This is a genomic window from Streptomyces sp. NPDC059785, from assembly GCF_042732375.1.
Taxonomy (GTDB): Bacteria; Actinomycetota; Actinomycetes; order Streptomycetales; family Streptomycetaceae; genus Streptomyces.
Map to the genome: position 1 here is coordinate 101,226 of NZ_JBHWHV010000018.1, position 26,574 is coordinate 127,799.

Annotated in this window: 24 protein-coding genes and 1 pseudogene; 11 read left to right on the forward strand and 14 right to left on the reverse strand. The window is 72.7% G+C overall.

All coding sequences use genetic code 11. From position 1 onward, the window contains the following. Positions 1 to 2 precede the first annotated feature (2 nt). The 4 genes from ACFV6E_RS16560 to ACFV6E_RS16575 form a co-directional block, all read right to left on the reverse strand. Positions 3 to 1,787, reverse strand: coding sequence for a glycoside hydrolase family 15 protein (locus ACFV6E_RS16560; RefSeq protein ID WP_385462222.1), 1,785 nt, complete (start codon positions 1,785 to 1,787; stop codon positions 3 to 5). Between the two features lie 117 nt (positions 1,788 to 1,904). Next, a complete protein-coding gene (locus tag ACFV6E_RS16565; protein WP_385167726.1) occupies positions 1,905 to 2,699 on the reverse strand; it encodes an SURF1 family protein in 795 nt (264 codons plus the stop codon). Between the two features lie 127 nt (positions 2,700 to 2,826). Continuing rightward, positions 2,827 to 3,060 carry a hypothetical protein gene (locus ACFV6E_RS16570; protein WP_385167724.1) on the reverse strand — a complete coding sequence of 78 codons (234 nt, stop codon included), beginning with the start codon at positions 3,058 to 3,060 and terminating at the stop codon, positions 2,827 to 2,829. A gap of 218 nt (positions 3,061 to 3,278) precedes the next feature. Then, positions 3,279 to 4,265 carry a DEDDh family exonuclease gene (locus tag ACFV6E_RS16575; RefSeq protein WP_385167722.1) on the reverse strand — a complete coding sequence of 329 codons (987 nt, stop codon included), beginning with the start codon at positions 4,263 to 4,265 and terminating at the stop codon, positions 3,279 to 3,281. 335 nt (positions 4,266 to 4,600) lie between these two features. On the opposite strand from ACFV6E_RS16575, the gene ACFV6E_RS16580 reads away from it, so the two are divergent. After that, positions 4,601 to 5,644 (forward strand): zinc-dependent alcohol dehydrogenase family protein, encoded by a 1,044-nt coding sequence (locus ACFV6E_RS16580; protein WP_385167720.1) that lies wholly within the window; start codon positions 4,601 to 4,603, stop codon positions 5,642 to 5,644. Between the two features lie 44 nt (positions 5,645 to 5,688). On the opposite strand, the gene ACFV6E_RS16585 is transcribed toward ACFV6E_RS16580, so the two are convergent. From ACFV6E_RS16585 to ACFV6E_RS16600, 4 genes and pseudogenes are all read right to left on the reverse strand, one after another. After that, positions 5,689 to 6,708, reverse strand: coding sequence for a CopD family protein (locus ACFV6E_RS16585; RefSeq protein ID WP_385462225.1), 1,020 nt, complete (start codon positions 6,706 to 6,708; stop codon positions 5,689 to 5,691). Positions 6,709 to 6,969: 261 nt separating this feature from the next. Further along, positions 6,970 to 8,363, reverse strand: a pseudogene (locus ACFV6E_RS16590) (CoA transferase). A gap of 143 nt (positions 8,364 to 8,506) precedes the next feature. Beyond that, positions 8,507 to 10,057, reverse strand: coding sequence for a S8 family serine peptidase (locus tag ACFV6E_RS16595; protein WP_385462228.1), 1,551 nt, complete (start codon positions 10,055 to 10,057; stop codon positions 8,507 to 8,509). 172 nt (positions 10,058 to 10,229) lie between these two features. Next, complete coding sequence (locus ACFV6E_RS16600; protein WP_385462231.1) at positions 10,230 to 11,765, reverse strand: S8 family serine peptidase; 1,536 nt, start codon at positions 11,763 to 11,765, stop codon at positions 10,230 to 10,232. 314 nt (positions 11,766 to 12,079) lie between these two features. On the opposite strand from ACFV6E_RS16600, the gene ACFV6E_RS16605 reads away from it, so the two are divergent. The 3 genes from ACFV6E_RS16605 to moaA all read left to right on the forward strand — a co-directional run bounded on the left by ACFV6E_RS16605 (position 12,080) and on the right by moaA (position 15,219). Further along, the gene (locus ACFV6E_RS16605) at positions 12,080 to 12,436 is read left to right on the forward strand and encodes a DUF485 domain-containing protein (protein WP_385167712.1); all 357 of its coding nucleotides are present in this window, start codon (positions 12,080 to 12,082) and stop codon (positions 12,434 to 12,436) included. Beyond that, complete coding sequence (locus ACFV6E_RS16610; protein ID WP_385167710.1) at positions 12,433 to 14,058, forward strand: cation acetate symporter; 1,626 nt, start codon at positions 12,433 to 12,435, stop codon at positions 14,056 to 14,058. Before ACFV6E_RS16605 ends, ACFV6E_RS16610 begins: the two co-directional genes overlap by 4 nt. A 171-nt stretch (positions 14,059 to 14,229) precedes the next feature. Continuing rightward, positions 14,230 to 15,219: a GTP 3',8-cyclase MoaA gene (gene moaA / locus ACFV6E_RS16615; protein ID WP_385167709.1), complete on the forward strand. Its 990-nt coding sequence runs from the start codon at positions 14,230 to 14,232 to the stop codon at positions 15,217 to 15,219. An 18-nt stretch (positions 15,220 to 15,237) separates the two neighbouring features. On the opposite strand, the gene ACFV6E_RS16620 is transcribed toward moaA, so the two are convergent. Continuing rightward, on the reverse strand, positions 15,238 to 15,474 hold the full coding sequence (locus ACFV6E_RS16620; RefSeq protein ID WP_385462234.1) for a hypothetical protein: 237 nt from the start codon (positions 15,472 to 15,474) through the stop codon (positions 15,238 to 15,240). Positions 15,475 to 15,730: 256 nt separating this feature from the next. Then, positions 15,731 to 16,129 carry a DUF3099 domain-containing protein gene (locus ACFV6E_RS16625; protein ID WP_385167706.1) on the reverse strand — a complete coding sequence of 133 codons (399 nt, stop codon included), beginning with the start codon at positions 16,127 to 16,129 and terminating at the stop codon, positions 15,731 to 15,733. Positions 16,130 to 16,374: 245 nt separating this feature from the next. Between ACFV6E_RS16625 and ACFV6E_RS16630 the strand changes: the two genes are divergently transcribed. Beyond that, on the forward strand, positions 16,375 to 16,650 hold the full coding sequence (locus ACFV6E_RS16630; protein ID WP_385167704.1) for a GlsB/YeaQ/YmgE family stress response membrane protein: 276 nt from the start codon (positions 16,375 to 16,377) through the stop codon (positions 16,648 to 16,650). A gap of 152 nt (positions 16,651 to 16,802) precedes the next feature. Here the strand turns inward: ACFV6E_RS16630 and tyrS are convergent, their stop codons facing one another. The 3 genes from tyrS to ACFV6E_RS16645 form a co-directional block, all read right to left on the reverse strand. Next, on the reverse strand, positions 16,803 to 18,071 hold the full coding sequence (tyrS, locus tag ACFV6E_RS16635) for a tyrosine--tRNA ligase (protein ID WP_385167702.1): 1,269 nt from the start codon (positions 18,069 to 18,071) through the stop codon (positions 16,803 to 16,805). A 70-nt stretch (positions 18,072 to 18,141) separates the two neighbouring features. Continuing rightward, positions 18,142 to 19,575: a metallopeptidase TldD-related protein gene (locus tag ACFV6E_RS16640; protein ID WP_385462237.1), complete on the reverse strand. Its 1,434-nt coding sequence runs from the start codon at positions 19,573 to 19,575 to the stop codon at positions 18,142 to 18,144. Further along, the gene (locus ACFV6E_RS16645; protein WP_385462240.1) at positions 19,572 to 21,095 is read right to left on the reverse strand and encodes a TldD/PmbA family protein; all 1,524 of its coding nucleotides are present in this window, start codon (positions 21,093 to 21,095) and stop codon (positions 19,572 to 19,574) included. The genes ACFV6E_RS16640 and ACFV6E_RS16645 overlap by 4 nt, the downstream gene beginning before the upstream one ends. A gap of 295 nt (positions 21,096 to 21,390) precedes the next feature. Here ACFV6E_RS16645 and fabG point away from each other — a divergent pair, with 295 nt between their 5' ends. The 3 genes from fabG to ACFV6E_RS16660 all read left to right on the forward strand — a co-directional run bounded on the left by fabG (position 21,391) and on the right by ACFV6E_RS16660 (position 23,414). After that, positions 21,391 to 22,110: a 3-oxoacyl-[acyl-carrier-protein] reductase gene (gene fabG, locus ACFV6E_RS16650; protein WP_385167696.1), complete on the forward strand. Its 720-nt coding sequence runs from the start codon at positions 21,391 to 21,393 to the stop codon at positions 22,108 to 22,110. Between the two features lie 5 nt (positions 22,111 to 22,115). Next, positions 22,116 to 22,883, forward strand: a complete 768-nt coding sequence (gene fabI / locus ACFV6E_RS16655; RefSeq protein ID WP_385167694.1) for an enoyl-ACP reductase FabI — start codon at positions 22,116 to 22,118, stop codon at positions 22,881 to 22,883. Positions 22,884 to 23,051: 168 nt separating this feature from the next. After that, a complete protein-coding gene (locus ACFV6E_RS16660; protein ID WP_385167692.1) occupies positions 23,052 to 23,414 on the forward strand; it encodes a hypothetical protein in 363 nt (120 codons plus the stop codon). A 26-nt stretch (positions 23,415 to 23,440) separates the two neighbouring features. On the opposite strand, the gene ACFV6E_RS16665 is transcribed toward ACFV6E_RS16660, so the two are convergent. Next, the gene (locus ACFV6E_RS16665; RefSeq protein WP_385167691.1) at positions 23,441 to 24,133 is read right to left on the reverse strand and encodes a FadR/GntR family transcriptional regulator; all 693 of its coding nucleotides are present in this window, start codon (positions 24,131 to 24,133) and stop codon (positions 23,441 to 23,443) included. Positions 24,134 to 24,239: 106 nt separating this feature from the next. Here ACFV6E_RS16665 and ACFV6E_RS16670 point away from each other — a divergent pair, with 106 nt between their 5' ends. The 3 genes from ACFV6E_RS16670 (at position 24,240) to ACFV6E_RS16680 (ending at position 26,299) form a co-directional block, all read left to right on the forward strand. Continuing rightward, positions 24,240 to 25,706, forward strand: coding sequence for an MFS transporter (locus tag ACFV6E_RS16670; protein ID WP_385462243.1), 1,467 nt, complete (start codon positions 24,240 to 24,242; stop codon positions 25,704 to 25,706). 31 nt (positions 25,707 to 25,737) lie between these two features. Further along, positions 25,738 to 25,854, forward strand: coding sequence for an SGM_5486 family transporter-associated protein (locus ACFV6E_RS16675; RefSeq protein WP_263974370.1), 117 nt, complete (start codon positions 25,738 to 25,740; stop codon positions 25,852 to 25,854). A 238-nt stretch (positions 25,855 to 26,092) separates the two neighbouring features. Next, positions 26,093 to 26,299 (forward strand): hypothetical protein, encoded by a 207-nt coding sequence (locus ACFV6E_RS16680; protein WP_385167688.1) that lies wholly within the window; start codon positions 26,093 to 26,095, stop codon positions 26,297 to 26,299. Positions 26,300 to 26,574: the final 275 nt, after the last annotated feature.

Below are 26,574 nucleotides of genomic sequence, written 5' to 3' on the forward strand. Positions count from 1 at the left end.
CCCTATCCTGCCTCCTCGTCCTCGTACAGGGCGAGGGCGGTGTTCACCAGGCCGATGTGGCTGAACGCCTGCGGGAAGTTGCCGAGCTGGCGGCCGGCCACGGGGTCGTACTCCTCGGCCAGCAGACCGACGTCGTTGGCCGTCGACAGCAGCCGCCGGAACAGCTCCCGCGCCTCCTTCCGGCGGCCCGTCAGGTACAGGGCGTCCGCCAGCCAGAAGGAGCAGGCGAGGAACGTGCCCTCGACCCCGGGCAGCCCGTCGACCTCGGCACCGTCCGTGCTGTAGCGGCGTACGAAGCCGCTGTGGCCCAGCTCCTCCTGGATCGCGTCGATCGTCCCGAGGACCCGCGGGTCGTCGGGCGGCAGGAACCCGGTGCGCGGTATCAGCAGCAGCGAGGCGTCCAGTTCACGGGAGCCGTAGGACTGGGTGAAGGTGTTGCGCTCCGGGTCGTAGCCCTTCTCGCACACCTCCCGGTGCACCTCGTCGCGCATGGCGCGCCAGCCGTCGAGGTCGCCGTCGAGTCCCGAGTCCTCCTCCAGGGCGCGGACGGCACGGTCGGCCGCCACCCACGCCATGATCTTCGAGTGCACGAAGTGCCGGCGCGGCCCGCGCACCTCCCACAGCCCCTCGTCCGGCTGCCGCCAGGCGGTGGTGAGGAAGTCCATCAGCGCGCACTGCACCCGCCACATGTGCGGCTTCATGGGCAGGCCCGCCTGCCAGGCCAGCGAGAGCGAGTCGATGACCTCGCCGTACACGTCGAGTTGGAGCTGCCGCACGGCGTCGTTGCCGATCCGGACCGGGGCCGAGCCGCCGAAGCCGGGCAGCCACGGCAGCTCGAACTCGGTCAGCCGCCGCTCGCCCGAGAGGCCGTACATGATCTGGAGGTCCGCCGGGGCGCCCGCGACCGCGCGCAGCAGCCAGTCGCGCCAGGCCTCGGCCTCCTCCAGATAGCCGGCGGCCAGCAGCGCGCCGAGGGTGAGGGTGGAGTCGCGCAGCCAGCAGTAGCGGTAGTCCCAGTTGCGGACGCCGCCCAGTTCCTCGGGGAGCGAGGTGGTGGCGGCCGCGACGATGCCGCCGGTCGGCGCGTAGGTGAGGGCCTTCAGCGTGATCAGGGACCGGACGACGACGTCCCGGTGCGGGCCGTCGTAGCGGCAGCGGCCCGCCCACGCCTGCCAGTCGTGAAGGCTGTGCTCCAGCGCCTCGTAGGGGTCGATGAGGGCCGGGCGCGGGCGGTGCGAGGGGTGCCAGGTCAGTACGAAGGCGACCGACTCGCCCTCCTCGACGGTGAACTCCGAGTGGGTGCGGAAGTCCTTGCCCCAGGTGCGTACGGACGGCTCGCTGCGCAGCCACACCGAGTCGGGCCCCGCGACGGCCACCCGGTGGCCGTGCGCCTTGCGCACCCACGGCACGACCGAGCCGTAGTCGAAGCGCAGCACCAGCGTGCTGCGCACGGTCACCCGGCCGCTCAGCCCTTCGACGATGCGTACGACGTCGGGGGCGCCGTCGCGCTGCGGCATCAGGTCGGTGACCCGCACCGCGCCCTCGGACGTCTCCCACTCGGTGTCCAGGACGAGGGAGTCGGGCCGGTAGGCGCGCCGGGTGCACTCGTCCGCCCCCTCGGGGGCGATGCGCCAGCGTCCGTTCTCCTCGTCGCCCAGCAGCGCCGCGAAGCAGGCGGGCGAGTCGAAGCGGGGCAGGCAGAGCCAGTCGATGGAGCCGTCGCGTCCCACCAGTGCGGCGGTCTGTTCGTCCCCGATCAGTGCGTAGTCCTCGATGCGTCGATGCACTCCGGACGGGTTCCCGAAGAAGACGGTGTCCAATCGGGTCGCGGGGACGGCTGTTGGTCCCGGACGGCCGCCGGGACGGCTGCTCGTCCTTGACCGTCTCCGGGACGCCTGCCGGCTCTAGACCGCCGCCGGGGCTGCCGGCTCCGGTGAGGTCTCCTTGGCCGCGGCCTCCGCACGGTCCCTGCGCTCGCGGCGGGCCAGCACGAACCAGCCCACCGGGACACCCGCCGAGAACAGCCACCACTGGACGGCGTACGCCATGTGCGTGCCGATGTCGCCGTGCTCGGGGTCGGGGATCAGCTCGGGCGAGCCGCTCTTGGGCTCGGGCGCGGTCTGCTCGATGTAGCCGCCGAGCACCTGCTTGCCGAGCCGCTCCGCCTGCTGCTCGCTGCTGATCAGCATGACCTGGCGGTCGGGCAGGCCCTGGACGTTCTTGATGCCGCTCGCGGCGGTCGTCTCGTCCGCCATCAGCCGCCCCGTGACGGTGACCTCGCCCTTGGCGGGCGCGGGCACGTCGGGGAACTCGGTCTGCGAGCCGTCCGCCGCGATCCAGCCGCGGTTGACCAGCAGCACCCGTCCGTCGTCGAGCACGAACGGGGTCAGTACGTGGTAGCCGACCTTGCCGTCGACGTTGGTGCGGCGGCGCACCACGACCTCGTGCGCGGTGTCGAAGGTGCCCTTGGCCGTCACCCGGCGGTAGAGGTCCTCGTGCTCGACCTCGTGCCCCGGCGAGGTCACCGACTCCGCGGGGACCGGCTTCGCGGCCAGCGAGCGGGCGATCAGCTCGTTCTGCGCCACCTTGTGCTCGTGGCGGTGCAGCTGCCAGAAGCCCAGCTCGATCATGGTGGGGATGAGAGCGATCATCACGAGGGTGAGGATCACCCACTGCCGGGACAACAAGAAGCGGTACACCCCACTGACGGTACCCCCGCACGGTGCGGCCCCCGCCGGGAGGGTCCCCGGCGGGGGCCGTGTCGCGCGGGATCCGGGCCGGTGCCGTGCCGTACGCGGTCCGGGCCGGCGGCGCGCGTGGTCCGGGTCACACCTTGTCGACGATGCCCACCTTCCCCTCCGAGCGGGCGCAGTGCCCGCCGCAGAACCAGCGGCCCTCCACCTCGACGCCCTGGCCGATGATCTGGACGCGGCAGTGCTCGCAGATGGGGGCCATCCGGTGGATCGCGCAGGAGAAACAGTCGAAGACGTGCACCGCGCCCTGCGCGTGCACCTCGAACGTCATGCCGTAGTCGTTTCCGCAGACTTCGCAACGTGCCATGCGCCACAGGGTGGGGTGCGGTCCGCGGCACGGGCGAGCGGGTGCCGGGCGAGTCGCCCGGCAATCACCCGTCTGACGCCCGCGGCCGTCCGGCGTCCGCGGCCGTCCGCGGCCGATCGGTGAGCAGGCCCGTCCGGCGTCCGCGGCCGATCGGTGAGCAGGCCCGTCCGGCGTCCGCGCGCGACCGGCGAGCACCGTCCGTCCGGCCTCGCGCCGTGTCACGTCCCGGAGGCCGGCTCCACGTCCCGCAGGAGCTGGCCGAAGGCGGCCTCGTCGATCACCGGGGTCCCGTACTGCCGGGCCTTGACCACTTTGGACGTGCCCGAGTCGGGGTCGTTGGTGACGAGCAGGCTGGTGAGGCGGGACAGGCTGGTCGCCACGTGCAGTCCCGCCTCGACGGCGCGGTCCTCCAGCAGCTCCCGGTCGACGGACGTGTCACCCGAAAAGGCGATGCGCATGCCCTGCTTGAGCGGTTTGCCGTCTTCGTACCGCCCTGGGTTGGGATAGGGGCATGCGGGGCGTTTGCGGGAGGGGCGCCAACTGCCCGGCCGGTAGCCGTCCGAGGAGCCCCCGGCCTGCCGGCCGATCCGCGGCGCGGCGGACCACTCGGTGAGCGGGCGGCATTCGAGCAGGGGCAGCCGGACGCCGTCGCGCGCGGCGGCCCGCAGGCTCGGCCGGAACGCCTCCGCCAGGACGCGCGCGTCGTCCAGCGCGTGGTGCGCCCGCTGCTGCACGACGCCGAAGTGGGCGGCGAGCGACTCCAGCTTGTGGTTCGGCAGCGGCAGCCCCAGCTCCTTGGAGAGGGCGATGGTGCACAGCCGTTGGCGCACCGGGGCCTCGCGCTCGGCGCGCGCGTACTCCCGGGCGATCATCGACCAGTCGAAGACCGCGTTGTGCGCGACCAGGACCCGGTCGGCCAGGCGGGCGGCGAACTCCTCGGCGATCTCGTGGAAGAGGGGCGCGCCTTCGAGCACCTCGCTGGTCAGGCCGTGTATCCAGACCGGGCCCGGGTCACGCTCCGGGTTGACCGTCGTGTACCAGTGGTCCTCGACCTCGCCGCGTGCGTCCAGCCGGTAGACGGCCGCCGAGATGATCCGGTCGTCCCGGGCCAGTCCGGTGGTCTCCACGTCAACGACCGCGTATCCCTTCGGATACGCGGCCGGCCAGGTGGCTGGGGACGCTGCGGTCGTGAGGTCTTCGAGCATGGTCCCTGAGGATACGGGGCGGCGCTGACATCGAGGGCTCTGGCCCGTCGTACCCCTGCTGTCAACGGAACTTTTGCTGTGCTATCAGGTCGATCCGGCGTGAAGTGGACGCCGGGGCGTCGCAACAGGCGGGCGCGATGGGCCGGTTGGGCCGGTGTGGCGACCCGCGCGTCCGGCGGCCGTCGTCCTCCTCCCGCTCCCGGACACCCTCCCGGCCCGCGAGGCGCCGGACACCCTCGGCGAGAGACCCGCGCCAACCGGGGCGTACGGTGAGGGGCGGCCGGTCACCTCCTGAGCCCACCGCACCGCCGATCGCCCGACAAGGACCTCCGCACATGCGCGCCACCACCATCCACGCCCCCTACGACGTACGGGTGGAGCACGTCCCCGACCCCCTGGTGCAGCTGCCGACCGACGCGGTCGTCCGGGTGCTGCGCTCCTGCATCTGCGGCAGCGACCTGTGGGCCTACCGGGGCGAGGCTGCGCGCGAGCCCGGACAGCGTATCGGGCACGAATTTCTGGGTGTCGTCGAGGAGACCGGCTCCGGCGTGACCGGCGTCCGCGCGGGTGACCTGGTCGTCGCGCCCTTCAAGTGGTCCGACGGCGTCTGCGACTACTGCCGCGAGGGGCTCACCACGTCGTGCGAGCACGGCGGCGTCTGGGGCGCCGTCGGCTACGACGGCGGACAGGGCGAGGCCGTCCGGGTGCCGTTCGCCGACGGCACCCTCGTCCGGCTGCCGAAGGACGCGGCGGGCGACGACCGGCTGCTGGCCGCGCTGCTCTCCCTCTCCGACGTGCTGGGCACCGGACACCACGCCGCCGTCGGCGCGGGCGTCCGGGCAGGCCGGACCGTGGCCGTCGTCGGCGACGGCGCCGTGGGACTGTGCGCCGTCCTGGCCGCCAAGCGGCTGGGCGCCGAACGGATCATCGCGCTCGGGCGGCACGAGGCGCGTACCGGCATCGCGCGCCGCTTCGGTGCCACGGACGTCGTCGCCGAGCGCGGCGAGGCGGCCGTGGCGGCCGTGCGCGAACTCACCGGCGGTCAGGGCGCGCACAGCGTCATCGAGGCGGTCGGCACCGAGCAGTCGATGCGCACCGCCGTGGAGATCACCCGGCCGGGCGGCGCCGTCGGCTACGTCGGCGTGCCGCACGGCAGTGCGACCGGGCTCGACCTCGGCGTCATGTTCGGCCGGAACATCGCGTTGCGCGGCGGCGTCGCGCCCGTGCGCGCGTACATCCCGGAGCTGCTGCCCGACGTCCTGGACGGCACCATCGACCCGTCGCCGGTCTTCGACCTGACCGTCGGTCTGGACGGCGTGCCCGAGGGCTACAAGGCGATGGACCAGCGCACCGCCCTGAAGGTCATCGTCGCCGGCTGACGGCTGACGGCTGACGGCTGACGGTCCCCGACTCTGACCGACGGTCACCACCTGATCGGCAGCGGCAGTGCTGTCAGCAGTGCCGAGACCGCGACGACCACGCCCAGCACCACCACCTCCGCGCGCGCGGGGGAGCACGCCCCGAGCGGGTCGGCCGCGCGCGCGAGGCGCAGCCGCGCCCACAGCGCGAGCGCGGCGACACCGGCCACCAGGACCACCTTGGCCAGCAGGACCCGCCCGTACGCGGTCGTCGTGAGCTGGTCCAGGACGGTGTCCGGCGGCATCCGGCGCAGGGTGCTCCACACGCCGGTCGCCGTGATCGCGGCGAGCAGGACGGCCGCCACGCGCGCGTAGCGGCCGAGCAGCGCGGCGCCCGCCTCCGGGGCGCGCCAGGCGCGCAGGGTCCGCAGCACGTGCAGCAGCCCGCCCGCCCACAGCGTCGCGCAGAGCACATGGACGAGGGTCAGGCCCGAGCCGGTCAGCGGGCCGTGCTCGGACGGCGGATGGGCGCGCAGCGCCTCCGCCACGGCCACCGCGGTCAGCGGCCACACCTGCCGGGCCGGCCGCCGCGACAGGGCGCAGAGCCCGGCCACCACGAACGCGTTGACCTCCAGGAGCGCCAGCGTGCCGTCCCGGGTCCGGTAGAGGCCGCCCACGTCGATGTCGCCGAGGCCGTGCGGCACCAGGTTGCCGGTGCTCACGACGGAGGCGAGCCCCAGCGCGGCGGCGAACCCGCAGACGGCCGCGTACGGAGCCAGGCTGCGCGGCGCCCGCTCCAGCGGCGCGCCCGGCACCCGGCGGGCCAGCCGGGCCGCGAACAGCTCGCCCACCGGGACGCACAGCGCCGCGAACAGGACCGTACGCAGCACGGCCGTGCCACCGGCGCCGGGCGCGGCGGCCTCACCGGTGCCGTGCAGCGCGGCGGACGGGCCGAGCAGCGGGATCAGCGCGGCCAGGGCCACCAGGGCGAGCACGGCGACGGCCCGGCCGGTGGCCGGGCGCCGGGTGGAGCCGCCGGGGTCCGTGGCCTCGGCCGCCCCGGCCGTCGGTCTCATCAGGGTCACCTCAAGATCTTCACCAGGTAGGACAGATCAGGGCAAGTGGTGGGAAACAACTGGAGGAACGGCATTCCGCGCCCACCCGCTCCCGGCTCCCTCCGCTCCCGGCTCCTCCGCTTCCGGCTCCTCCGCTCCCCGCTCCTCCGCTTCCGGCTCCTCCGCTTCCGGCTCCTCCGCTCCCCGCTCCTCCGCTCCCCGCTCCTCCGCTCCCCGCTCCTCCGCTCCCCGCTCCTCCGCTCCCCGCTCCTCCGCGCGCCCATCCGCCCCTCAGGCCCCGGTGGCCCACCGCGCGGGATCGGCGCCCCACGGCCCCGGCGGCCGCGTCCAGTCGTCGGGCCCGCCGGTGAAGGAGACCGGCGGGCGGGCGTACCGCAGGCGGCCCAGCGGGCTGTCGGTCTCGGTGAGCCAGGGGCCCGGCCCCTCGTGGACGGCGTCCGCCGGGCCGGGGTCCCGGGGCGTCCCGTCCGTCAGCCAGGCCGCCGTCCGCGCCAGCGCCAGCCGCACCAGCCGGGTCCCGCCCTCCCGCGACCGGTCGGTGAGGGACCGCAGCACGGCGCCCGCCAGCAGCTATCCCGTGCCGTGGTCGAGCGCCTGGGCGGGCAGCGCGCCGGGCCGCTCCGCCGAGCCCTCGGCCACCGCGATCCCGGTGGCGGCCTGCACCAGGCTGTCGAAGCCCCGCCGTCCGGCCCAGGGACCCTCGTGGCCCCACGCCGACAACTGGGCCACCACCAGCCCCGGGCGGCGTTCGGCCAGCGCCCGCGGAGCCGGCCCGAACCGGTCGAGGGATCCGGGCCGGTAGCCGGTGACGACGACGTCGGCCGCGTCGAGCAGTTCCTCGAAGGCCCGCCGGTCCCGGGAGAGGTCCAGGGTGACCGAGCGCTTGCCGAAGCCCGTGTCGGCGTGCTGGTCGGGGAGTTCGGGCAGCCGAGGCGGGTCCACGCGCAGGACGTCGGCGCCGAGCAGGGCCAGCGTGCGGGTGGCGACCGGGCCCGCGACGACCCGGGTGAGGTCGAGGACGCGCACGCCCGAAGCGGGCAGCAGCGGGCTTGCGGCCGGGCGGGGGAGAGCCCGCGGTGGCCCCGCGTCCAGCCGTTCCCGGCCGACCAGGGGCAGCCGTGCGACGGCGGCACCCTGTGCGTGCGCCGCCCACTCCCGCGCCGTCCGCAGCGCGACCGCCAGGCCGCCGGCCGCGTACACGGCGTCCTCGGCCTCGGCGGCCGGCCGCCCGGCCAGGCGCCCGGCGACCGCCTCGGCGGAGGCGTCCCCGGGCAGCCCGAGCGCCGCCGTCAACCGCGCCCGGTGGTGCGGATGGTTCCCGTGGGTGCGCACCCAGCCGTCGGCGGTCCGCCAGAACCGGGACAGCGGCGCGAAGACGACCGTTCCCGCCCGTCGACGCGCAGCCACCGCTCGCTGGCGAACGCCGTGGCGACGGCCCCGTCGTCGACCCGCACCCCGGGGACCGCGCCCCCGGTCCGCGCGGCGGCCAGTTCGGCCGCCGCCAGGGCGCACGCCCCGACGCACGCGCGGGCCAGCTCGCGTACGGGCAGCCGGGCGTTCAGTGCGCCGTCGCGTACGACGGCCGAGACGTGGGCGAGCAGCGCGGGATCGCCGCCGAGGGCGGCCCACGCGTACTCCGTGGCGGTGGTGGTCGCGCGCGTCATGACCACACTGTGCCGTATGTACCGAATCAACACGCCCTGCGGGGGCCCGAGTTGGGCTCCGGACGCGCGAGGGCCGGCCGGCCGGACGGCGTGCTGCCGTACGGCCGACCGGCCCCCTCGGATACGGGACGCGGTGCCCGTGACTACTTGGTCACCGCGTCCAGCGCGTCCGCGGTGCCCCAGCCGTAGAAGCTGTTGTGGTTCTTGCCGCCCTCGCAGACCGCGTCCACCTTGCCGTCGCCGTTGATGTCGTACGGGTCGGTGCACGGGGTGGCGTCGGCCTCCGCGTACAGCAGTGCCTTCACCGCGGCGGGCGAGGCGTACGGGTGCGTCGACTTGATGAGCGCGGCGACACCCGCGACGTGCGGGGACGCCATCGACGTACCGGCCATGTAGCCGTAGCCGCCGCCGGGCAGGGTGCCGAGGATCAGGCCGCTCGTGGCGGGCGGGGCGGGCGTCTGGTAGGCCGTCGAGTCGCCGCCGGGCGCGGCGATGTCGATGACGCCCAGACCGTGGTTGGAGAAGGACGACTTGATGCCCTTCGCGCCCGTCGCGGCCACGGTGACCACGCCCGGGAGCTGGGTCGGGATGTCGTAGCACTCGGACGGGTCGACCACCCGGTCGCCGGGCGTCGAGTCGTTCGGCGAGGACGGGTCGGTGATCTCGTCGGACGCCAGGTCGTAGTTCTCGTTGCCGGCCGCCGCGACGTTGACGACGCCCTTCTTCTCCGCGTACCGGGTGGCCCGGGTGATCGCGTCGACCAGGGCCTTCTGGTCCGGGTCGTCGGTGCAGTTGAAGTACCAGGGGTCGGTGTAATAGCTGTTGTTGGTCACGTCGACGCCGTGCTCTGCGGCCCACACGAAGCCGCAGACGACGGCCTCCGTGTAGAAGAAGCCGGCCTCGGTGGAGACCTTGATGCCCGCGACCTTCACCCCGGGCGCGACACCGGTCATGCCGACGCCGTTCTTGGCGGCGGCGATCTCCCCGGCCACGTGCGTGCCGTGCGGGGACTCGGCGGCGGTGGGCCGCCACGCCCCGTCCGTCGTGTCGGGCTTGCCGGTGACGCAGTTGACGGACGCCTTCCGGTCGAAGTTCGGCGCCAGGTCCGGGTGGGTGTCGTCGACGCCCGTGTCGATCACCGCGACGGTGACCTTCCGGCTGCCGAGCGACTTCTCGTGCGCCTTGTCCGCCTTGATGGCCGGCAGGTCCCACTGGAGGGACTCGAGCGGGTCCTGCCCGTCCGAGGCCGCGGCCCCGGCTCCGGCGGCCTCCTGCGCGGTGAGCACCTTCGGCGTGCCCATGTCCGTGGTCGACTGCGCGGACAGCGGCGCGGTACGGGTGGCACCGGCCGACTCCACGCCCCGCACCCGGCGGATCGTGTTGGCGAAGTCCGCGTTCGAGGAGTGGACGACGAGCACGCCGATCCGGTCGTACGCCGTCACGATCGTGCCGCCCGCCTTGCCGACGGCCTTCTTGAGGGAGGACGAAGTGGCCGTGCCGGGGCGGACGTTGACGACGTAGCTGAGCGAGGCCGCGTCGGCGGTGTCCGAGACCGCCGTGGTGGCGGCGGCCTGCGACGCGGTGCCCTCGGCCGCCGACGCGCTGATGTTCGGCAGGAAGGCGAGGGCCGTGGCGAGCGCGGTCCCGAGCGGGAGGGCTATCGCGCGCCGGGTACGCGGGTGGGGCGCTGTCATGGAATCTCCAGTTCGTTCGCGGTACGTACCGGTCGTACGTACTCGTACGAGCCGTGCGGGGGTTCGTGGACGGCGGACGCGTCGGCCGTGCTGGGGTGCGCAGGCGGCGGACGTGTCGGCCGTGCGGTTCGTTCAGGGCGCGCGGTCCGGGTGGCGGACCGCCGCGCCGCGGCTACTCGACCGCCTTGAGGGCGTTGACGACTCCGTGGCCGTAGAAGCCGTTCGCGCGCCTGCCGCCCTCGCAGACCGCCTCGGCGGTGCCGTCACCGTCCTGGTCGTAGACGGCGGGGCAGCCCGGGTTGTCGGCCTGGGCCTTGAGCAGTGCCTGGAGCTGCGCCGGTGTCGCCCGCGGGTGCGCGGACTTCAGCAGCGCGGCGACGCCCGCGGCGTGCGGTGACGCCATCGAGGTGCCCTGGAGGAAACCGTAGGTGTTGCCTGGCAGGGTGGACAGGATGCGGCCGTTCTGCGACGGGGTGTCCGGAATCTGGTAGATGCGGTCGCCGCCGGGGGCCGCGACGTCGACCACGCCGTTGCCGTACGAGGAGTAGTAGGACTTGTCGTTGTCGACGCCGACGGCGCTCACGGTGACGACGCCCGGGAGCTGGTTCGGCACGTCGAAGCACTCGTGCGGGTCGATCGTGCGGGGCACGGGCGTCGAGTCGTCGGGGCTGGTGTCGTCGAGGAGGGCGTGCGAGGCGAGGTCCTGCGCGGAGTTGCCGGCCGCGGCGACGTTGAGCGTGCCCTTCTTCTGGGCGTAGAGCTGGGCCCGGTTCACCGCGTCGACGATGGCCCGCTGGTCGGGGTCGTCGAGGCAGTTGTACAGCCACGGGTCCACGTAGTAGCTGTTGTTGGTGATCTCCACGCCGTGGTCGGCGGCGAAGACGAAGGCGCAGACGACGTTCTCCGGGTAGAACAGGCCGTCGTCCGGGTCGCTCACCTTGATGGCGGAGACCTTGACGCCGGGGGCGACGCCCGCGACGCCGATGCCGTTGCGGGCCGCGGCTATCTCACCGGCCACATGCGTGCCGTGGTAGTCCTCGGCCGGGTCGTACGGGCGCCAGGCGCCCTCGCTGGTGTCCGCCTTGCCGCCGACGCAGTTCGCCGACTGGGACGCGGAGAAGTTGGGCGCGAGGTCCGGGTGGGTGTCGTCCACGCCCGTGTCGATCACGGCGACGGTCACCCGGCGGCTGCCCGGGTCGGTCCTCGCGGCCCGGTCGGCGCCGATCGCCCGCAGGTCCCACTGGTCGGCCTCGTACGGCTCCTGGCCCGGGGCCGCGCTCCTGGCGGTCTCGGCCGCCTGCCCGGCCGACAGCTTCTGCACGGCGCCCTCGTCCGTCGTCCCCGACGCGGTCAGCGGCGCCGTACGCGTCGCGCCGGCCGACTGCACGCCGCGCACCGCGCGTATCTCCCGGGCGAACGACGGGTTCGCCGAGTGGACGACGAGCACACCGATCCGGTCGTACGCGTACACCACGCTGCCGCCCGCCTCGGCAACGGCCCGCTTCACCGACCCGATCGTGTGGTGATCCGTGCGGGTGTTGACCACGTACGCCAGCTCCGGGCCGTCGGCGGTCACCGCGGCGGCCGCGGCGGCGGGGGCCGCGGCCGCGGTGCCCGGCAGGAAACCGAGCGTCGCGGTGAGCGACAGCGCGACCGGTACGGCGAGGGCGAGCCGGCGCCCGGAACGTCTGGAACGCAGATGAGCCATGGGGTCTCCACATCATCCGGAACAGGAACCGGCCCGGACGCGAGTGGCGCTCGGGCAGGTACATGACGGTGGTGCAGGGCGAAGTTAACCCCCGCCCCACCTGGCCAGCAATGAATTCCGGCGAGTACATGCGAAAGAAGTCAGAGCGGTTGAACCGGTCCACGCGCGGCGCCGTGACCTTGAACAGGGAGCGCGAGCACGATCGGGCCCCTGTCGGATCACGGCCGGGTGCCACTAACATCGCCACCCGGCTCACGTGATCCACATCACAGTGAAGCTCCAGCCGTATGTCCGTGCCCAGCCGAGGAGACTCCGTGGCTACCGACGCACCGCCCCCCTCGAAATCCCGACCCGGGCTCCCCTCCACCGAGGAGTTCGCCGAGGTCCAGCAGAGCGCGGAGTTCGGTGAACTGCGCCAGTCCTACCGCTCCTTCGCCTTCCCGCTGACCGTCGGCTTCATCGTCTGGTACCTGCTGTACGTCCTGCTCTCCAACTACGCGGGCGACTTCATGGGCACCAAGCTGTTCGGCAACATCAACGTCGCCCTGGTGTTCGGCCTCGCCCAGTTCCTCACCACGTTCCTCATCGCCTGGTGGTACTCGCGGCACGCCGCCGCCAAGCTCGACCCCAAGGCCGAGGCGATCAAGTCCCGGATGGAGGGCGGCGCATGAGCCCCGTTCAGAGCACCCTGCTGGCGGCCGGAGAGGCCAGCGAGCACCGCACCCTGATCATCACCCTGTTCGCCGTCTTCGTCGTCGCGACCCTCGTCATCACCGTCTGGGCCGGCCGGCAGACCAAGGACGCCGCCGACTTCTACGCGGGCGGGCGGCAGTTCACCGGCTTCCAGAACGGCCTCGCCGTCTCCGGCGACTACATGTCCGCGGCCTCCTTCCTCGGCATCGCGGGCGCCATCGCCCTCTTCGGCTACGACGGCTTCCTGTACTCCATCGGCTTCCTGGTCGCCTGGCTGGTGGCGCTGCTCCTGGTCGCCGAGCCGCTGCGCAACTCCGGCCGGTACACCATGGGCGACGTGCTCGCGTACCGCATGCGCCAGCGCCCGGTGCGCACCGCGGCCGGCACCTCCACGATCGTCGTCTCGATCTTCTACCTGCTGGCCCAGATGGCGGGCGCGGGCGTCCTGGTCTCGCTGCTGCTCGGCATCACCAGCGACGGCGGCAAGATCGGCATCGTCGCCCTGGTCGGCGTCCTGATGATCGTCTACGTCACCATCGGCGGCATGAAGGGCACCACCTGGGTGCAGATGGTCAAGGCCGTGCTGCTCATGGCGGGCGCCCTGCTGCTGACCTTCCTGGTGCTGCTCAAGTTCGACTTCAACGTCTCCGACCTGCTCGGCTCGGCGGCCGAGAACAGCACCAAGGGCGCGGCGTTCCTGGAGCCCGGACTGAAGTACGGCGCCACCTCGACGTCCAAGCTCGACTTCATCTCCCTGGGCATCGCCCTCGTCCTGGGCACCGCGGGACTGCCGCACATCCTGATCCGCTTCTACACCGTGCCCACCGCCAAGGCCGCGCGGAAGTCGGTGAACTGGGCGATCGGCCTGATCGGCGCCTTCTACCTGATGACCCTCGCGCTCGGCTTCGGCGCCGCCGCCCTGATCAAGCCGGACGAGATCATCGCCTCCAACAAGGCGGGCAACACGGCAGCGCCCCTGCTGGCCCTCCATCTCGGCGGGGTCGACTCCAACTGGGGCGCCGTCCTGCTCGCCACCATCTCCGCGGTCGCCTTCGCCACGATCCTTGCGGTCGTCGCCGGACTGACGCTGGCCTCGTCCTCGTCGTTCGCCCACGACATCTACGCCAACGTGATCAAGAAGGGCAAGGCCACCGAGAAGGAGGAGCTGGGCGCGGCCCGCTGGGCGACCGTCGGCATCGGCGCCGTCTCCATCGGCCTGGGGGCCCTCGCCCGTGACCTGAACGTCGCCGGACTGGTCGCGCTCGCCTTCGCGGTCGCCGCCTCCGCCAACCTGCCGACGATCCTCTACAGCCTCTTCTGGAAGCGCTTCACCACGTCGGGCGCGCTCTGGTCGATCTACGGCGGCCTGACCTCCGCGGTCGTCCTGGTGCTGTTCTCGCCGGTGGTCTCCGGCAAGGAGACCTCGATGTTCCCGGACGTCGACTTCCACTGGTTCCCGCTGGAGAACCCGGGCCTCATCTCCATCCCGGTCGGCTTCCTGCTGGGCTGGCTCGGCACGGTCCTGTCCAAGGAGGAGCCCGACAGCGGCAAGTACGCCGAGCTGGAGGTCCGCTCCCTGACCGGCACCGGAGCGCACTGACGCGCCCGCCCTCCTCGGCCCCGTCGTGGCTGCCGGTGCACCCCCACTGGTAGATCCCTACGACGGGGCCGATCCCGTTCTCGTGCCATCGGGCCGCTGTCGTTGTCAGTGGCGTCACGTAGGCTCGCACGTGTCTGACCGTTGTGATCCGGACCGAGGGAGGGGGCCCGCGTGCTCATCGACACCTATGGCCGAGTCGCCACCGACCTGCGCGTCTCGCTGACCGACCGCTGCAACCTGCGCTGTACGTACTGCATGCCCGAGGAAGGCCTGCAATGGCTGGCCAAGCCGGACCTGCTCACGGACGACGAGATCGTCCGGCTCATCGGCACGGCCGTCCGCGACCTCGGCATCACCGAGGTCCGCTTCACCGGCGGCGAGCCGCTGCTCCGCCCCGGCCTCGTCGGCATCGTCGAGCGGGTCGCGGCCCTGGAGCCGCGTCCTCAGATGTCCCTGACGACCAACGGCATCGGCCTCAGGCGCACCGCGGCCGCCCTGAAGGCCGCGGGCCTGGACCGGGTGAACGTCTCGCTTGACACCCTGCGCCCCGACGTCTTCAAGAAGCTCACCCGCCGTGACCGCCACAAGGACGTCATCGAGGGCCTGCGCGCCGCCCAGGACGCGGGCCTGACCCCGGTCAAGGTCAACGCCGTACTGATGCCGGGACTGAACGAGGACGAGGCCCCCGACCTGCTCGCCTGGGCCGTCGACCACGGCTACGAGCTGCGCTTCATCGAGCAGATGCCGCTGGACGCCCAGCACGGCTGGAAGCGCGAGGGCATGGTCACCGCCGGTGACATCCTCGCCTCGCTGCGCGCCCGCTTCGAGCTCACCGAGGAGGGCGCGCGGCAGCGCGGCTCCGCCCCGGCCGAGCGCTGGCTGGTCGACGGCGGCCCGCACCGCGTCGGCGTCATCGCCTCCGTCACCCGCCCGTTCTGCGCGGCCTGCGACCGCACCCGCCTGACGGCCGACGGCCAGGTCCGCACCTGTCTCTTCGCCCGCGAGGAGACGGACCTGCGGGCCGCGCTGCGCTCGGGCGCCCCGGACGAGGAGATCGCCCGGATCTGGCGGCTCGCGATGTGGGGCAAGAAGGCGGGCTCGGGCCTGGACGACCCCTCGTTCCTCCAGCCGTCCCGCCCGATGTCGTCGATCGGCGGCTGAGGGGGCACGCGCGCCCGGTCAGGACCCGGCGTCCTCCCACTCCGCCAGCGGCACGACGTCCTTGAGGAACCCGCGCACGCCGAGGAACTGGGACAGGTGCTCGCGGTGCTCCTCGCAGGCCAGCCAGGTCTTGCGGCGCTCCGGCGTGTGCAGCTTGGGGTTGTTCCAGGCGAGCACCCACACGGCGTCGGCACGGCAGCCCTTGGCGGAACAGATGGGAGAGGCCGGACCTGAGCCGGGGTCAGTCGGAATCACGTCCCCGACCCTAACCGAGGCGATCGCACCCGGAGTCGGGGCGTCGGCGGCTCGTCGCGGGCCCCGCACAAGGCGACGCCGAGCAGCCACGGGGGGAGCTGCCCGGCGTCGGTCCGTCGCTCCGACGGGGGATGCGGAGCGCGTACGAAGTATGTCACGGGGGACCCGGTGCCCGGCACCGGAACAACATGATTGATCTGAGCTTTTACTGAGCTTGGTACGCGGCCGGCTTCCGGATCCGGCGGATCCGCCGTGGTCAGCTCCGGTCGCGCGACTCACCGCGGGGGCCGGTCGCCGAACCGTCGCGCACGTCCTCCGGCCCGGATTCCGCACCGCGTTCCGCGAAGGCGTCGGCCCGCGGCGGGGCGATCATGGGGCGCGCCGGGGCGGTGACGAATGTGGACGGAAGCGACGGGGCGTTCTCCCGGCCCGCGTTGGCGATCACCACGGCGACATAGGGCAGCAGCGCACCGAGGACGAGGGCGACGAGCGCGACGTGCCGTTCCACGTTCCAGAGCGTGGCGGCGAGGATCACCGAGACGGTGCGCACCCCCATGGAGATGACGTACCGGCGCTGCCTGCCGCGGACGTCGGCGTCGAGTCCCTGCCGGGCTCCGGTGATCCGGAAGACCTGGCCGCTGCTCTGCTTCCGCATCACGTTCCACCACCCGCCCGTATCGGACTCTCCCCGGCCCCCACCCGCGCACCGCAGGTCAGACATTCGGGCCCGAACTGCCACCAGGTTACGCCGCGGCTGCGCCGCCTACGAGACCGGGGCACCTCCCGGCCCGGGGTGACCGGCTGCGCCGTCCCACGTACGGCCCTGCCCGACATGCGCCGTACGGCGGACAGCTCCACACTGGCGGTACTGCTCGCACAGCGGCGTACTAGGAGGCAGCCATGGGCTGGTTGTGGGCCATCATCGTGGGATTCGTGCTGGGACTGCTGGCCAAGGCGATCATTCCCGGCAAGCAGCACAGCCCCCTCTGGCTGACCACGATCTTCGGCATCATCGGCGGCATCGTCGGCAACGCGATCGCCCGTGCGGTCGGGATCGACGCGACGCCCGGCATCGACTGGGGCCGGCACGTCCTCCAGCTCGTGGCCGCGGTCGTCATCGTGTTCTTCGGCGACATGCTCTACATGGCGATGCGGGGCAACCGGCGCAGAGCCTGATCCGTACGGCGCCCGATCCGTACGGCGGCGGCGCGGTCGCCGGACGGACGGCGGACGGACGAGACAGGGGCGGTCCCGTGGTGGGACCGCCCCTTCTCATGCCCGCTTCACGCCGGTGCACCGATGACACGGGTGCGCCGGCGCCGTACGTATCAGGCGCCCGTGACCTCGACCGCCGCCAGGTTCCGCTTGCCCCGGCGCAGCACCAGCCAGCGGCCGCCCAGCAGCTCGTCCGCGGCGGGCACCGCGTCCTCGGCGGTGACCTTCACGTTGTTCACGTACGCGCCGCCCTCCTTGACCGTGCGGCGCGCGGCGGACTTGCTGGCGACCAGACCGACCTCGGCGAAGAGGTCGACCACCGGGCCCAGCTCGGCGACCTGGATGTGCGGCACCTCGGTCAGGGCCGCCCGCAGCGTGGCCTCGTCCAGCTCGGCGAGCTCGCCCTGCCCGAACAGTGCCTTCGACGCGGCGGTCACGGCGGCCGTCTGGTCCGCGCCGTGCACCAGCGTCGTCAGCTCCTCGGCCAGCGCCCGCTGCGCGGCACGCGCCTGCGGACGCTCCTCGGTCTGCCGCTCAAGATCCTCGATCTCCTGACGCGACCTGAAGCTGAAGATCCGCAGGAACTTGGACACGTCCCGGTCGTCAGCGTTCAGCCAGAACTGGTAGAACGCGTACGGCGAGGTCATCCCGGGGTCGAGCCAGACCGTGCCGGACTCCGTCTTGCCGAACTTGGTGCCGTCCGCCTTGGTGATCAGCGGGGTGCCCAGCGCGTGCACCACGGCGTCCGGCTCGACCCGGTGGATCAGGTCGGTGCCCGACGTGAGGTTGCCCCACTGGTCGCTGCCGCCGGTCTGGAGCGTGCAGCCGTACCTGCGGTAGAGCTCCAGGTAGTCCATGCCCTGGAGGATCTGGTAGCTGAACTCGGTGTAGCTGATGCCCGCGTCCGAGTTGAGCCGGCGGGAGACGGCCTCCTTGGCGATCATCTTGTTCACCCGGAAGTGCTTGCCGATGTCCCGCAGGAACTCGATGGCGGACATGCCCTGGGTCCAGTCCAGATTGTTCACCATGACCGCCGCGTGCGGGCCCTCGAAGTCGAGCAGCGGCGCGATCTGCGCGCGCAGCCGCTCCACCCACTGGGCCACGACCTCCGGAGCGTTCAGCGTCCGCTCCGAGTTCGGCTTCGGGTCGCCGATCAGGCCCGTGGCACCGCCGACCAGGCCCAGCGGGCGGTTGCCCGCCTGCTGGATCCGGCGCATCGTCAGGATCTGCACGAGGTTGCCGAGGTGCAGGCTGGGCGCGGTCGGGTCGAAGCCGCAATAGAACGTGACGGGACCGTCCGCGAACGCCTTGCGCAATGCGTCCTCGTCCGTGGAGAGGGCGATCAGCCCCCGCCACTTCAGCTCGTCGACGATGTCCGTCACGGTGCTCGTGTCTCCTCGGTGGTCTCAGGGACGTCGGGGCCCGCGAAGGCCCCGGGAATCAGCTACGAGGTTATACGCCCCGGCTGACAGAGCTCATGTTGAAGTCGGGCACCCGCAGCGCGGGCGCCGCGGCCCTGGTGAAGTAGTCGCTCCACTCGCGCGGCAGCGTCTTCTCCGTGCGCCCGGCCTCCGCCGTCCGCCCCAGCAGGTCGACCGGCGACTCGTTGAACCGGAAGTTGTTCACCTCGCCCACCACCTCGCCGTTCTCCACCAGGTACACCCCGTCGCGGGTCAGCCCGGTCAGCAGCAGCGTCGCCGGGTCGACCTCGCGGATGTACCACAGCGAGGTCAGCAGCAGCCCGCGCGCGGTGTTCGCGACCATCTCGTCCAGGGACCGGTCCGCGCCGCCGTCCAGGACGAGGTTGCCGATGGACGGCGTCACCGGCAGACCGGTGAGGGCGGCGCTGTGCCGGGTGGTCGTCAGATGCCGCAGCTCGCCGCCGGCGATCCAGTCGGTGGCCCGCAGCGGCAGCCCGTTGTCGAACACCGAGATGTCGTCGCCCGACGAATGGGCCAGGACGAACGGAGCGCACTCCAGGCCCGGCTCGTGCGGGTCGCTGCGCAGCGTCAGCGGCAGCTCGCTGAGCCGGTCGCCGACCCGGGTGCCGCCGCCCGGCCTGCTGAACACCGTCCGGCCCTCGGCCGCGTCCCGGGCCGAGCCCTGCCAGATCAGGCAGATCAGCAGGTCCGCCACGGCGGTCGGCGGCAGCAGCGTCTCGTAGCGTCCCGCGGGCAGCTCGACGCGCCGCCGCGCCCAGTCCAGGCGGGTCGACAGCTCGGCGTCCAGCACCGCCGGATCGACGTCCTTGAAGTCGCGCGTCGACCGGCCCGCCCACGCCGACCGCGTACGGTCCGGGGACTTGGCGTTGAGCTCCAGCGTCCCGCTGGGCTGGTCGTGCCGCAGCCGCAGCCCCGTCGACGTGCCGAGGTAGCTGGAGACGTACTCGTGGTTGGCGAAGCCGTACAGCTCCCGCCCGCCCGCACGCGCGCGGGCGAAGGACTCGCCGAGCGCCGGCGCGAAGTCGGTGAACACCGCGGAGGAGGTCTCGGCGGGCGCGTCCGTGAAGTCCGGGGACTCGGGTACGTCCGTGACCAGCGGCTGGGCGTCCTCGGCGGGACCCGCCCCGCGCGCCGCCGCCTCCGCGGCCCGCACCAGCGGCTCCAGCTCGTCCGCCGTCACGGCCGACCGGGAGACCACCCCGGACGCCGTGCCCCGCTGTCCGTCGACGGTGGCGACGACGGTCAGCGTGCGCCCGCGGGTGACCCCGTTCGTGGTCAGCGCGTTGCCCGCCCAGCGCAGATTGGCGGTCGAGTGCTCGTCGGCGATCACCGCGCAGCCGTCGGCCCGGGACAGCGCGAGCGCCCGCTCGACGATCTCGTGCGGCTTGTCCGTACGGTTCGTACCGTTCGTACGCGAGGTCGTCCCGTTCGTATGCGAGGTCATCGCCCAGCCTCCTGCGTGGTGTTGAGGATGTTCACGCCCCGGAAGAGGGCGGACGGGCAGCCGTGCGAGACCGCCGCGATCTGGCCCGGCTGGGCCTTGCCGCAGTTGAAGGCGCCGCCCAGGACGTACGTCCCCGGGCCGCCCACCGCGGCCATGGAGCCCCAGAAGTCGGTGGTCGTCGCCTGGTACGCGACGTCCCGGAGCTGTCCGGTGATCCGCCCGTTCTCGATGCGGAAGAAGCGCTGCCCGGTGAACTGGAAGTTGTAGCGCTGCATGTCGATGGACCACGAGCGGTCGCCGACGACGTAGATCCCGCGGTCGACGCTGCCGATCAGGTCCTCGGTGGACAGCCCGGCCGGATCCGGCTGGAGGGAGACGTTCGCCATGCGCTGTACGGGGACATGGCCGGGGGAGTCGGCGTAGGCGCAGCCGTTGGACCGCTCGAAGCCGGTGAGGCGGGCGATCCGCCGGTCGAGCTGGTAGCCGACCAGTTTCCCGTCCTTGACCAGGTCCCAGGACTGGCCCGCCACGCCCTCGTCGTCGTAGCCGATGGTCGCGAGGCCGTGCTCGGCGGTCCGGTCGCCGGTGACGTTCATCAGCTCCGAGCCGTACCGCAACGTGCCGAGCTGGTCGAAGGTGGCGAAGGAGGTGCCCGCGTACGCGGCCTCGTAGCCGAGCGCGCGGTCCAGTTCGGTGGCGTGCCCGATCGACTCGTGGATGGTCAGCCACAGGTTGGACGGGTCGACGACCAGGTCGTACAGGCCCGCCTCGACGCTCGGCGCACGCATCTTCTCGGCCAGCAGCTCAGGAATCCGCTCCAGCTCCGACTCCCAGTCCCAGCCGGTGCCGGCCAGGTACTCCCAGCCGCGGCCGACCGGCGGCGCGAGGGTGCGCATGGAGTCGAACTCGCCGCTGGACTCGTCGACGGCGACGGCGGTGAGCTGCGGGTGCAGCCGGACGCGCTGCTGGGTGGTCACGGTCCCGGCGGTGTCCGCGTAGAACTTGTTCTCGTGCACGGTCATCAGCGAGGCGTCGACATGGCTGACGCCGTCCGCGGCCAGCAGCCGCGCGCTCCAGTCCGCCAGCAGCCCGGCCTTCTCCTCGCCCGGCACCGAGAACGGATCGATCTCGTACGCGGAGACCCAGGTCTTCTCGGCGTGCACCGGCTCGTCCGCCAGCTCGACCCGCTCATCGCTCCCCGCCGCCTTGATCACCTGGGCGGACAGCTTCGCCATCGCCACGGCCTGCGACGCGACCCGCGCCGCGGCGTCCATCGTCAGGTCCACGCCCGACGCGAACCCCCACGTCCCGCCGTGCACCACCCGCACCGCGTACCCCAGGTCGGTCGTGTCCGAGGACCCGGCGGGCCTGGCGTCCCGCAGCCGCCAGGACGCTTCCCGTACCCGCTCGAACCGGAAGTCCGCGTGCTCGGCACCGAGGGCCCGGGCGCGGGCGAGCGCGGCATCGGCCAGCGGGCGCAGTGGCAGCGCCGTGAACGCTTCGTCGATGGAATGAGGCACGGAGGTCTCCCTGCTGTCGTGGCCTGTCGGCCCGATCATGTCGTGCGGGCGGGTCCGCGGACCACACCTTTCGCGGGCGGGCCGGGCATCGTTTCTCGCGTGCGGGCCCGGCATCCCGGTGCGCGCAATCTGTAGGGACCCGACAGTGTGTCCCCCGTGCCACTGTCGGTGCCCGATTCTCCGGGAGCTCGGCGGGACCGATAGGTTTTTCGAGGAAGCCGTACGAGGCCCGGGGCCGTGCTCCGGCGCACACGGCGTCCATGTGTTCCACATCCGCCAACGAAAGGGTGATCCGTTGAGCCGCTCGGTTCTCGTCACCGGAGGCAACCGGGGCATCGGCCTCGCCATCGCCCGCGCGTTCGCCGATGCCGGCGACAAGGTCGCCATCACCTACCGTTCCGGTGAGCCGCCGGCCGCCCTCTTGGATCTGGGGTGCCTCGCCGTCAAGTGCGACATCACCGACACCGAGCAGGTGGAGCAGGCCTACAAGGAGATCGAGGCCGAGCACGGCCCGGTCGAGGTGCTCATCGCCAACGCGGGCGTCACCAAGGACCAGCTCCTGATGCGGATGTCCGAGGACGACTTCACCTCCGTCCTGGACACCAACCTCACGGGCACCTTCCGGGTCGTCAAGCGCGCCAACCGCGGCATGCTGCGCGCCAAGAAGGGCCGGGTCGTCCTGATCTCCTCGGTGGTCGGACTGCTCGGCTCCGCGGGCCAGGCGAACTACGCCGCCTCCAAGGCGGGCCTGGTCGGCTTCGCGCGTTCGCTCGCCCGTGAGCTGGGCTCGCGGAACATCACCTTCAACGTCGTCTCGCCGGGCTTCGTCGACACCGACATGACCCAGGTGCTCACCGACGAGCAGCGCGCGGGCATCGTCAAGCAGGTGCCGCTGGGCCGTTACGCGCAGCCGGAGGAGATCGCCGCGACGGTGCGGTTCCTCGCCTCGGACGACGCCTCGTACATCACTGGAGCCGTCATCCCCGTTGACGGCGGACTGGGAATGGGTCACTGATCACCATGAGCGGAATTCTCGAGGGCAAGCGCGTCCTGATCACCGGTGTGCTGACGGAGGCCTCCATCGCCTTCCACACCGCGAAGCTGGCCCAGGAGCAGGGCGCGGAGATCATCCTGACCGCGTTCCCGCGGCCCACGCTGACCGAGCGCATCGCCAAGAAGCTGCCCAAGCCCACCAAGGTCATCGAGCTCGACGTCACCAACGACGAGCACCTCGGGCGGCTCGCGGACGTCGTCGGCGAGGAGCTGGGCGGCCTGGACGGCGTCGTGCACTCCATCGGCTTCGCGCCGCAGGACGCGCTCGGCGGCAATTTCCTCAACACCCCGTTCGAGTCGGTCGCCACCGCCATGCACGTCTCGGCGTACTCCCTGAAGTCGCTGACCATGGCCTGCCTGCCGCTGATGCAGAACGGCGGCTCGGTCGTCGGCCTCACCTTCGACGCGCAGTTCGCCTGGCCGCAGTACGACTGGATGGGCCCGGCGAAGGCCGCCCTGGAGGCCACCAGCCGCTACATGGCGCGCGACCTGGGCAAGCAGAACATCCGCTGCAACCTGGTCTCCGCCGGTCCCATCGGCTCGATGGCCGCCAAGTCCATCCCGGGCTTCAGCGAGCTGGCCTCGGTCTGGGACAGCCGTGCCCCGCTGGAGTGGGCTCTCGAGGACCCCGAGCCGGCCGGCCGCGGCATCGTCGCCCTGCTGAGCGACTGGTTCCCGAAGACCACCGGCGAGATCGTCCACGTCGACGGCGGTCTGCACGCGATCGGCGCCTGACCGGCCCGGACGCACCCTTGGGACGCCCCGTTCCCCGCCTCGTGCGGGAAGCGGGGCGTCACCCGTTCGGCCCATGGAGCGGGCGAGGACAGTCCGCGGCGGCGCACCCTGATGGAGTACGCCCCCCGAGTCGAGTTCCTCCCGAGGACGCCCCGAGGAGGTCTCTCTGTGCGCCTGTCCCACCGCTTCGCTCCGGTACTGGCCGCGCTCGCGCTCCTCGCCGCACTCCCCGACGACGCGGCCTCGCACCAGGGGCACCGGTCGGCGGAGTACGGCCCCCACGCGCGCGTGGACCACGACAGGCCCTTCGGAGCCTTCTGCCACACCGTCGTACGGCGTTCGCACGTCACCTCCGACTGCCACAACCCGTATCCGGAGACCGACCGGGTCAGCCTGCACATCGAGTGCGCGCGCTGGTGGGACCTCGACAGCGACGGCGCCCCCGAGAAGGCCGGTCCCGCCGAGACGGTACGGCTGACGGGCCGGTGCTGGGCGGAGGTCGGCTCGGCCTGGGTCAGCCACCGGAGGTAGGCCGCAGGGGGGGGCGCTCGGTCCGGTCAGGCGCCGGAGGCGGGCGTGAGCCGGCCGGGGCGGCACAGGAACGGGTAGTCCGCCGCCTCCGCCGCGGCGGAGGCCGCGTCACCGGCGCGGATGGCGTCCACCAGCCGGGCGTGGTCCATGTACGTCTCCGGCGTGAGCGCGTCGCCGACGTCCTCGCGCAGCCAGTCCCGCAGCACCTCGCCCAGGTCCGCGTACATCTTGGCCATGACGTCGTTGTGGGAGGCGGCGACCACGGCGAGGTGGAAGCTCGCGTCGGCCGTCACGAACGCCTCCGTGTCGCCCGACCGCCACGCCTGCTCCCGGCGCACGAGAGCGGCGTCCAGCTGCTTCAGATCGCGCTCGGTGCGCCGCTCGGCGGCCAGCCGCGCGGCGCTGGACTCCAGCGTGGACCGCAGTTCGGCGATGTGCCGGGGGTCGGCGTCCGCGAACCTGCGGTGCATCACGCCCGCGAGCTCACTGGTCGCGGCGACGTAGGTGCCCGAACCTTGTCGGATGTCGAGCAGCCCGTTGTGCGCGAGCGCGCGGACCGCCTCGCGCACGGTGTTGCGGGCGACGCCCAGCTGCTCCACCAGCTCCGGCTCGGTGGGGATGCGCGAGCCCACGGGCCACTCGCCCGAGGTGATCTGGGTGCGCAGCTCGGCGATGACCTGCTCGGCCAGTGCCGAACGTCGGGGATGACTCAGCGGCATGACGGTCCTTCGTACGGGCCTTCCCTGAGGGGCCGGTGGCTGGAGGTTAACGCAGCGGACGGGACGACTGGACAGCCAATCATCCCATGATTCTATGATGGCGGTCATGGCAAGCGAGGAGACCCGGACGATGACCTCCCCACCGATACCCGGCGCCGCGGCGACCACGGAGCCCGCGTCGGCGAAGGAACGGCCCGAACCGCCCGCCCCGCGCGCGTGGGCGGTGCGTCTGGTGACGGTCGGCATCGTGTTCACGGCCCTCAACCTGCGGCCCGCCATCACCAGCCTCGGCGCCCTCCTCGAAGAGGTGCGCGACGGGCTCGGCATGAGCGGCAGCGTGGCGGGGCTCCTGACCTCGGTGCCGCCGCTCTGCTTCGCCGTCTTCGGGGTGATGGCGCCGCGGCTCGCCCGCCGTTTCGGACCCGGGGCCGTCGTCTGCGGCGGCATGGCCGCCATCACGGCGGGCCTGGTCGTCCGGCCGTACGCCGGGAGCACGGCGGCGTTCCTGGCCGCCAGCGCGCTGGCGCTCATGGGCATCGCCGTCAGCAACGTTCTGATGCCGGTCATCGTCAAGCGCTGGTTCCCCGACCGGGTCGGCTCGATGACGGGCCTGTACTCGATGGCCCTCGCGCTCGGCACCTCCCTGGCCGCCGCGATCACCGTGCCCGTCACCGACGCCCTCGGCGACTGGCAGTCGGGGCTCGCCGTCTGGGCGGCCCTCGCGGCGGTGGCCGTACTGCCGTGGCTGCCGCTGCTGCGGGGGCGGGACACGGGGGACGGGCGGGGGAGCGGCGGGGCGGGCGCGGCCGGCGCGGCCGGCGACCGGCCCGGCTCTCCGGGGGCCGTGTCGTCGGATGCGGCGTCCCCGGGGGCCGTGTCTGCGGGGGCCGTCTCCTCGGTCACCGTTTCCTCGGGCACCCCCTCCTCGGTCACCGCGTCCTTGGGGGCCGTCTCCCGGGGGCAGGAGGACGACGGGCTGCGCATCACCCGCAGCCGTACCGCCTGGGCGCTCGCCGTCTTCTTCGGGCTCCAGGCCACCGCCGCCTACATCACCATGGGCTGGATGGCGCAGATCTTCCGGGACGCCGGTGTCTCGGCCGGTACGGCGGGGCTGCTGCTCGCCGTGACCATGGTGATGGGCGTGCCGCTCGGCTTCGTCATCCCCCGCCTCGCCACCCGGCTGCCGCACCAGGGGCCGATCGTGGTGGTCCTCGGGATCTGCGGCCTCGCCGGTTACGCGGGCCTGTACTTCGCGCCCTCCGGCGGCGCCTGGGCGTGGGCCCTGCTGCTCGGCATCTCCAACTGCGCCTTCCCGCTCGCGCTCGCCATGGTCGGCATGCGCGCCAGGACCGGCGCGGGCGTCGCCAAGCTGTCGGCCTTCGCCCAGAGCACCGGTTATCTGATCTCGATCCCGGGACCGCTCCTGGTCGGTGTGCTCTACCAGCACAGCGGCGGCTGGGGCGTGCCGATCGCGCTCATGGCCGCGCTGATGATCCCCCAGATCTTCGCCGGGGTCCTGGCGGGCCGCGACCGCACCGTCGAGGACGACGCCCCGCACCGACCCCACGCGTGAGGGCGCGGGAAAAGGGTGGGAGACTGAGTGCATGCCTGTGCTCGACCCGAACCCCCAGAACGGCCAGAAGAAGCTGCTGCTCGTGCTCGGCGCGATGCTGGCCATCACCGTGATCATCGGCATCATCGCATCGATCGCCTCGCCCTGATCCCGGCCTGACGTCGTCCCGGCCTTGTGCCGCGCCCTGATCCCGCCCACTGGTCCGCTTGCGCCTGGGTGGGGTGACGGCGCCCCTGCCGGTGGGGTTAACCCCCGGCCCCCTAGGGGGTGAGTGTCAGGGTCAAGTGGGTGGATCACCGGATGGGCCTCGGGCGCCCGGTTCCGTAGGTTCGAGATGTGACCGCGGGACCGCGGTCCGCGGAGCACTAGGAGACCACGGAGGCGTCATGCCGGCCCCCACGCACACCCCGCCCCACCCGGCGACCACGGGCGGCGTCGACATCCGGTTGCCCTGGTGGGCCCTGCTGCTCCCGGCCCTGGCCTTCGCCGTGCTCCTGACACTGGTGGTGCACCCCGCCGACGCGCAGTCGGCGGCCGGCGACTCCGCGATAGCCCATGTCATCGAGCGCATCCAGCAGACGGTCCTCGGCTAGGCCCGACGGAAGGGTCCGGCCGGGCGAGTGCCGGGGGAGTGCCGGACGAGTGCCGGACGAGTCCGGGGGGAGTGCCGGACGAGTGCCGGGGGAGTACCGGTCGTGGCGCTTCCGGCGCGGTCGCGGTTCCCGGTCATGGCGCCTGAGGTCCCCGGCCACGGCGCCTGCGGCGCGCGGCCCGGCGCGCGGCCACCGACCCGTCCGCGGCAATGGCCGTCAGTGCCACGAGGGCGCCTCAACTCCCTGCGCCCCGTGCAGTGTTTCGTGCGAAGCTG

Excerpts from the sequence above, each read along its gene's own strand:
- ACFV6E_RS16570 (WP_385167724.1), bottom strand. The coding sequence starts at position 3,060 with ATGGCACGTTGCGAAGTCTGCGGAAACGACTACGGCATGACGTTCGAG.
- ACFV6E_RS16575 (WP_385167722.1), bottom strand. The coding sequence starts at position 4,265 with ATGCTCGAAGACCTCACGACCGCAGCGTCCCCAGCCACCTGGCCGGCC.
- ACFV6E_RS16580 (WP_385167720.1), top strand. The coding sequence starts at position 4,601 with ATGCGCGCCACCACCATCCACGCCCCCTACGACGTACGGGTGGAGCAC.
- ACFV6E_RS16595 (WP_385462228.1), bottom strand. The coding sequence starts at position 10,057 with ATGACAGCGCCCCACCCGCGTACCCGGCGCGCGATAGCCCTCCCGCTC.
- ACFV6E_RS16600 (WP_385462231.1), bottom strand. The coding sequence starts at position 11,765 with ATGGCTCATCTGCGTTCCAGACGTTCCGGGCGCCGGCTCGCCCTCGCC.
- ACFV6E_RS16610 (WP_385167710.1), top strand. The coding sequence starts at position 12,433 with ATGAGCCCCGTTCAGAGCACCCTGCTGGCGGCCGGAGAGGCCAGCGAG.
- ACFV6E_RS16625 (WP_385167706.1), bottom strand. The coding sequence starts at position 16,129 with ATGCGGAAGCAGAGCAGCGGCCAGGTCTTCCGGATCACCGGAGCCCGG.
- ACFV6E_RS16630 (WP_385167704.1), top strand. The coding sequence starts at position 16,375 with ATGGGCTGGTTGTGGGCCATCATCGTGGGATTCGTGCTGGGACTGCTG.
- ACFV6E_RS16640 (WP_385462237.1), bottom strand. The coding sequence starts at position 19,575 with ATGACCTCGCATACGAACGGGACGACCTCGCGTACGAACGGTACGAAC.
- fabI (WP_385167694.1), top strand. The coding sequence starts at position 22,116 with ATGAGCGGAATTCTCGAGGGCAAGCGCGTCCTGATCACCGGTGTGCTG.
- ACFV6E_RS16665 (WP_385167691.1), bottom strand. The coding sequence starts at position 24,133 with ATGCCGCTGAGTCATCCCCGACGTTCGGCACTGGCCGAGCAGGTCATC.
- ACFV6E_RS16670 (WP_385462243.1), top strand. The coding sequence starts at position 24,240 with ATGGCAAGCGAGGAGACCCGGACGATGACCTCCCCACCGATACCCGGC.
- ACFV6E_RS16675 (WP_263974370.1), top strand. The coding sequence starts at position 25,738 with ATGCCTGTGCTCGACCCGAACCCCCAGAACGGCCAGAAGAAGCTGCTG.
- ACFV6E_RS16680 (WP_385167688.1), top strand. The coding sequence starts at position 26,093 with ATGCCGGCCCCCACGCACACCCCGCCCCACCCGGCGACCACGGGCGGC.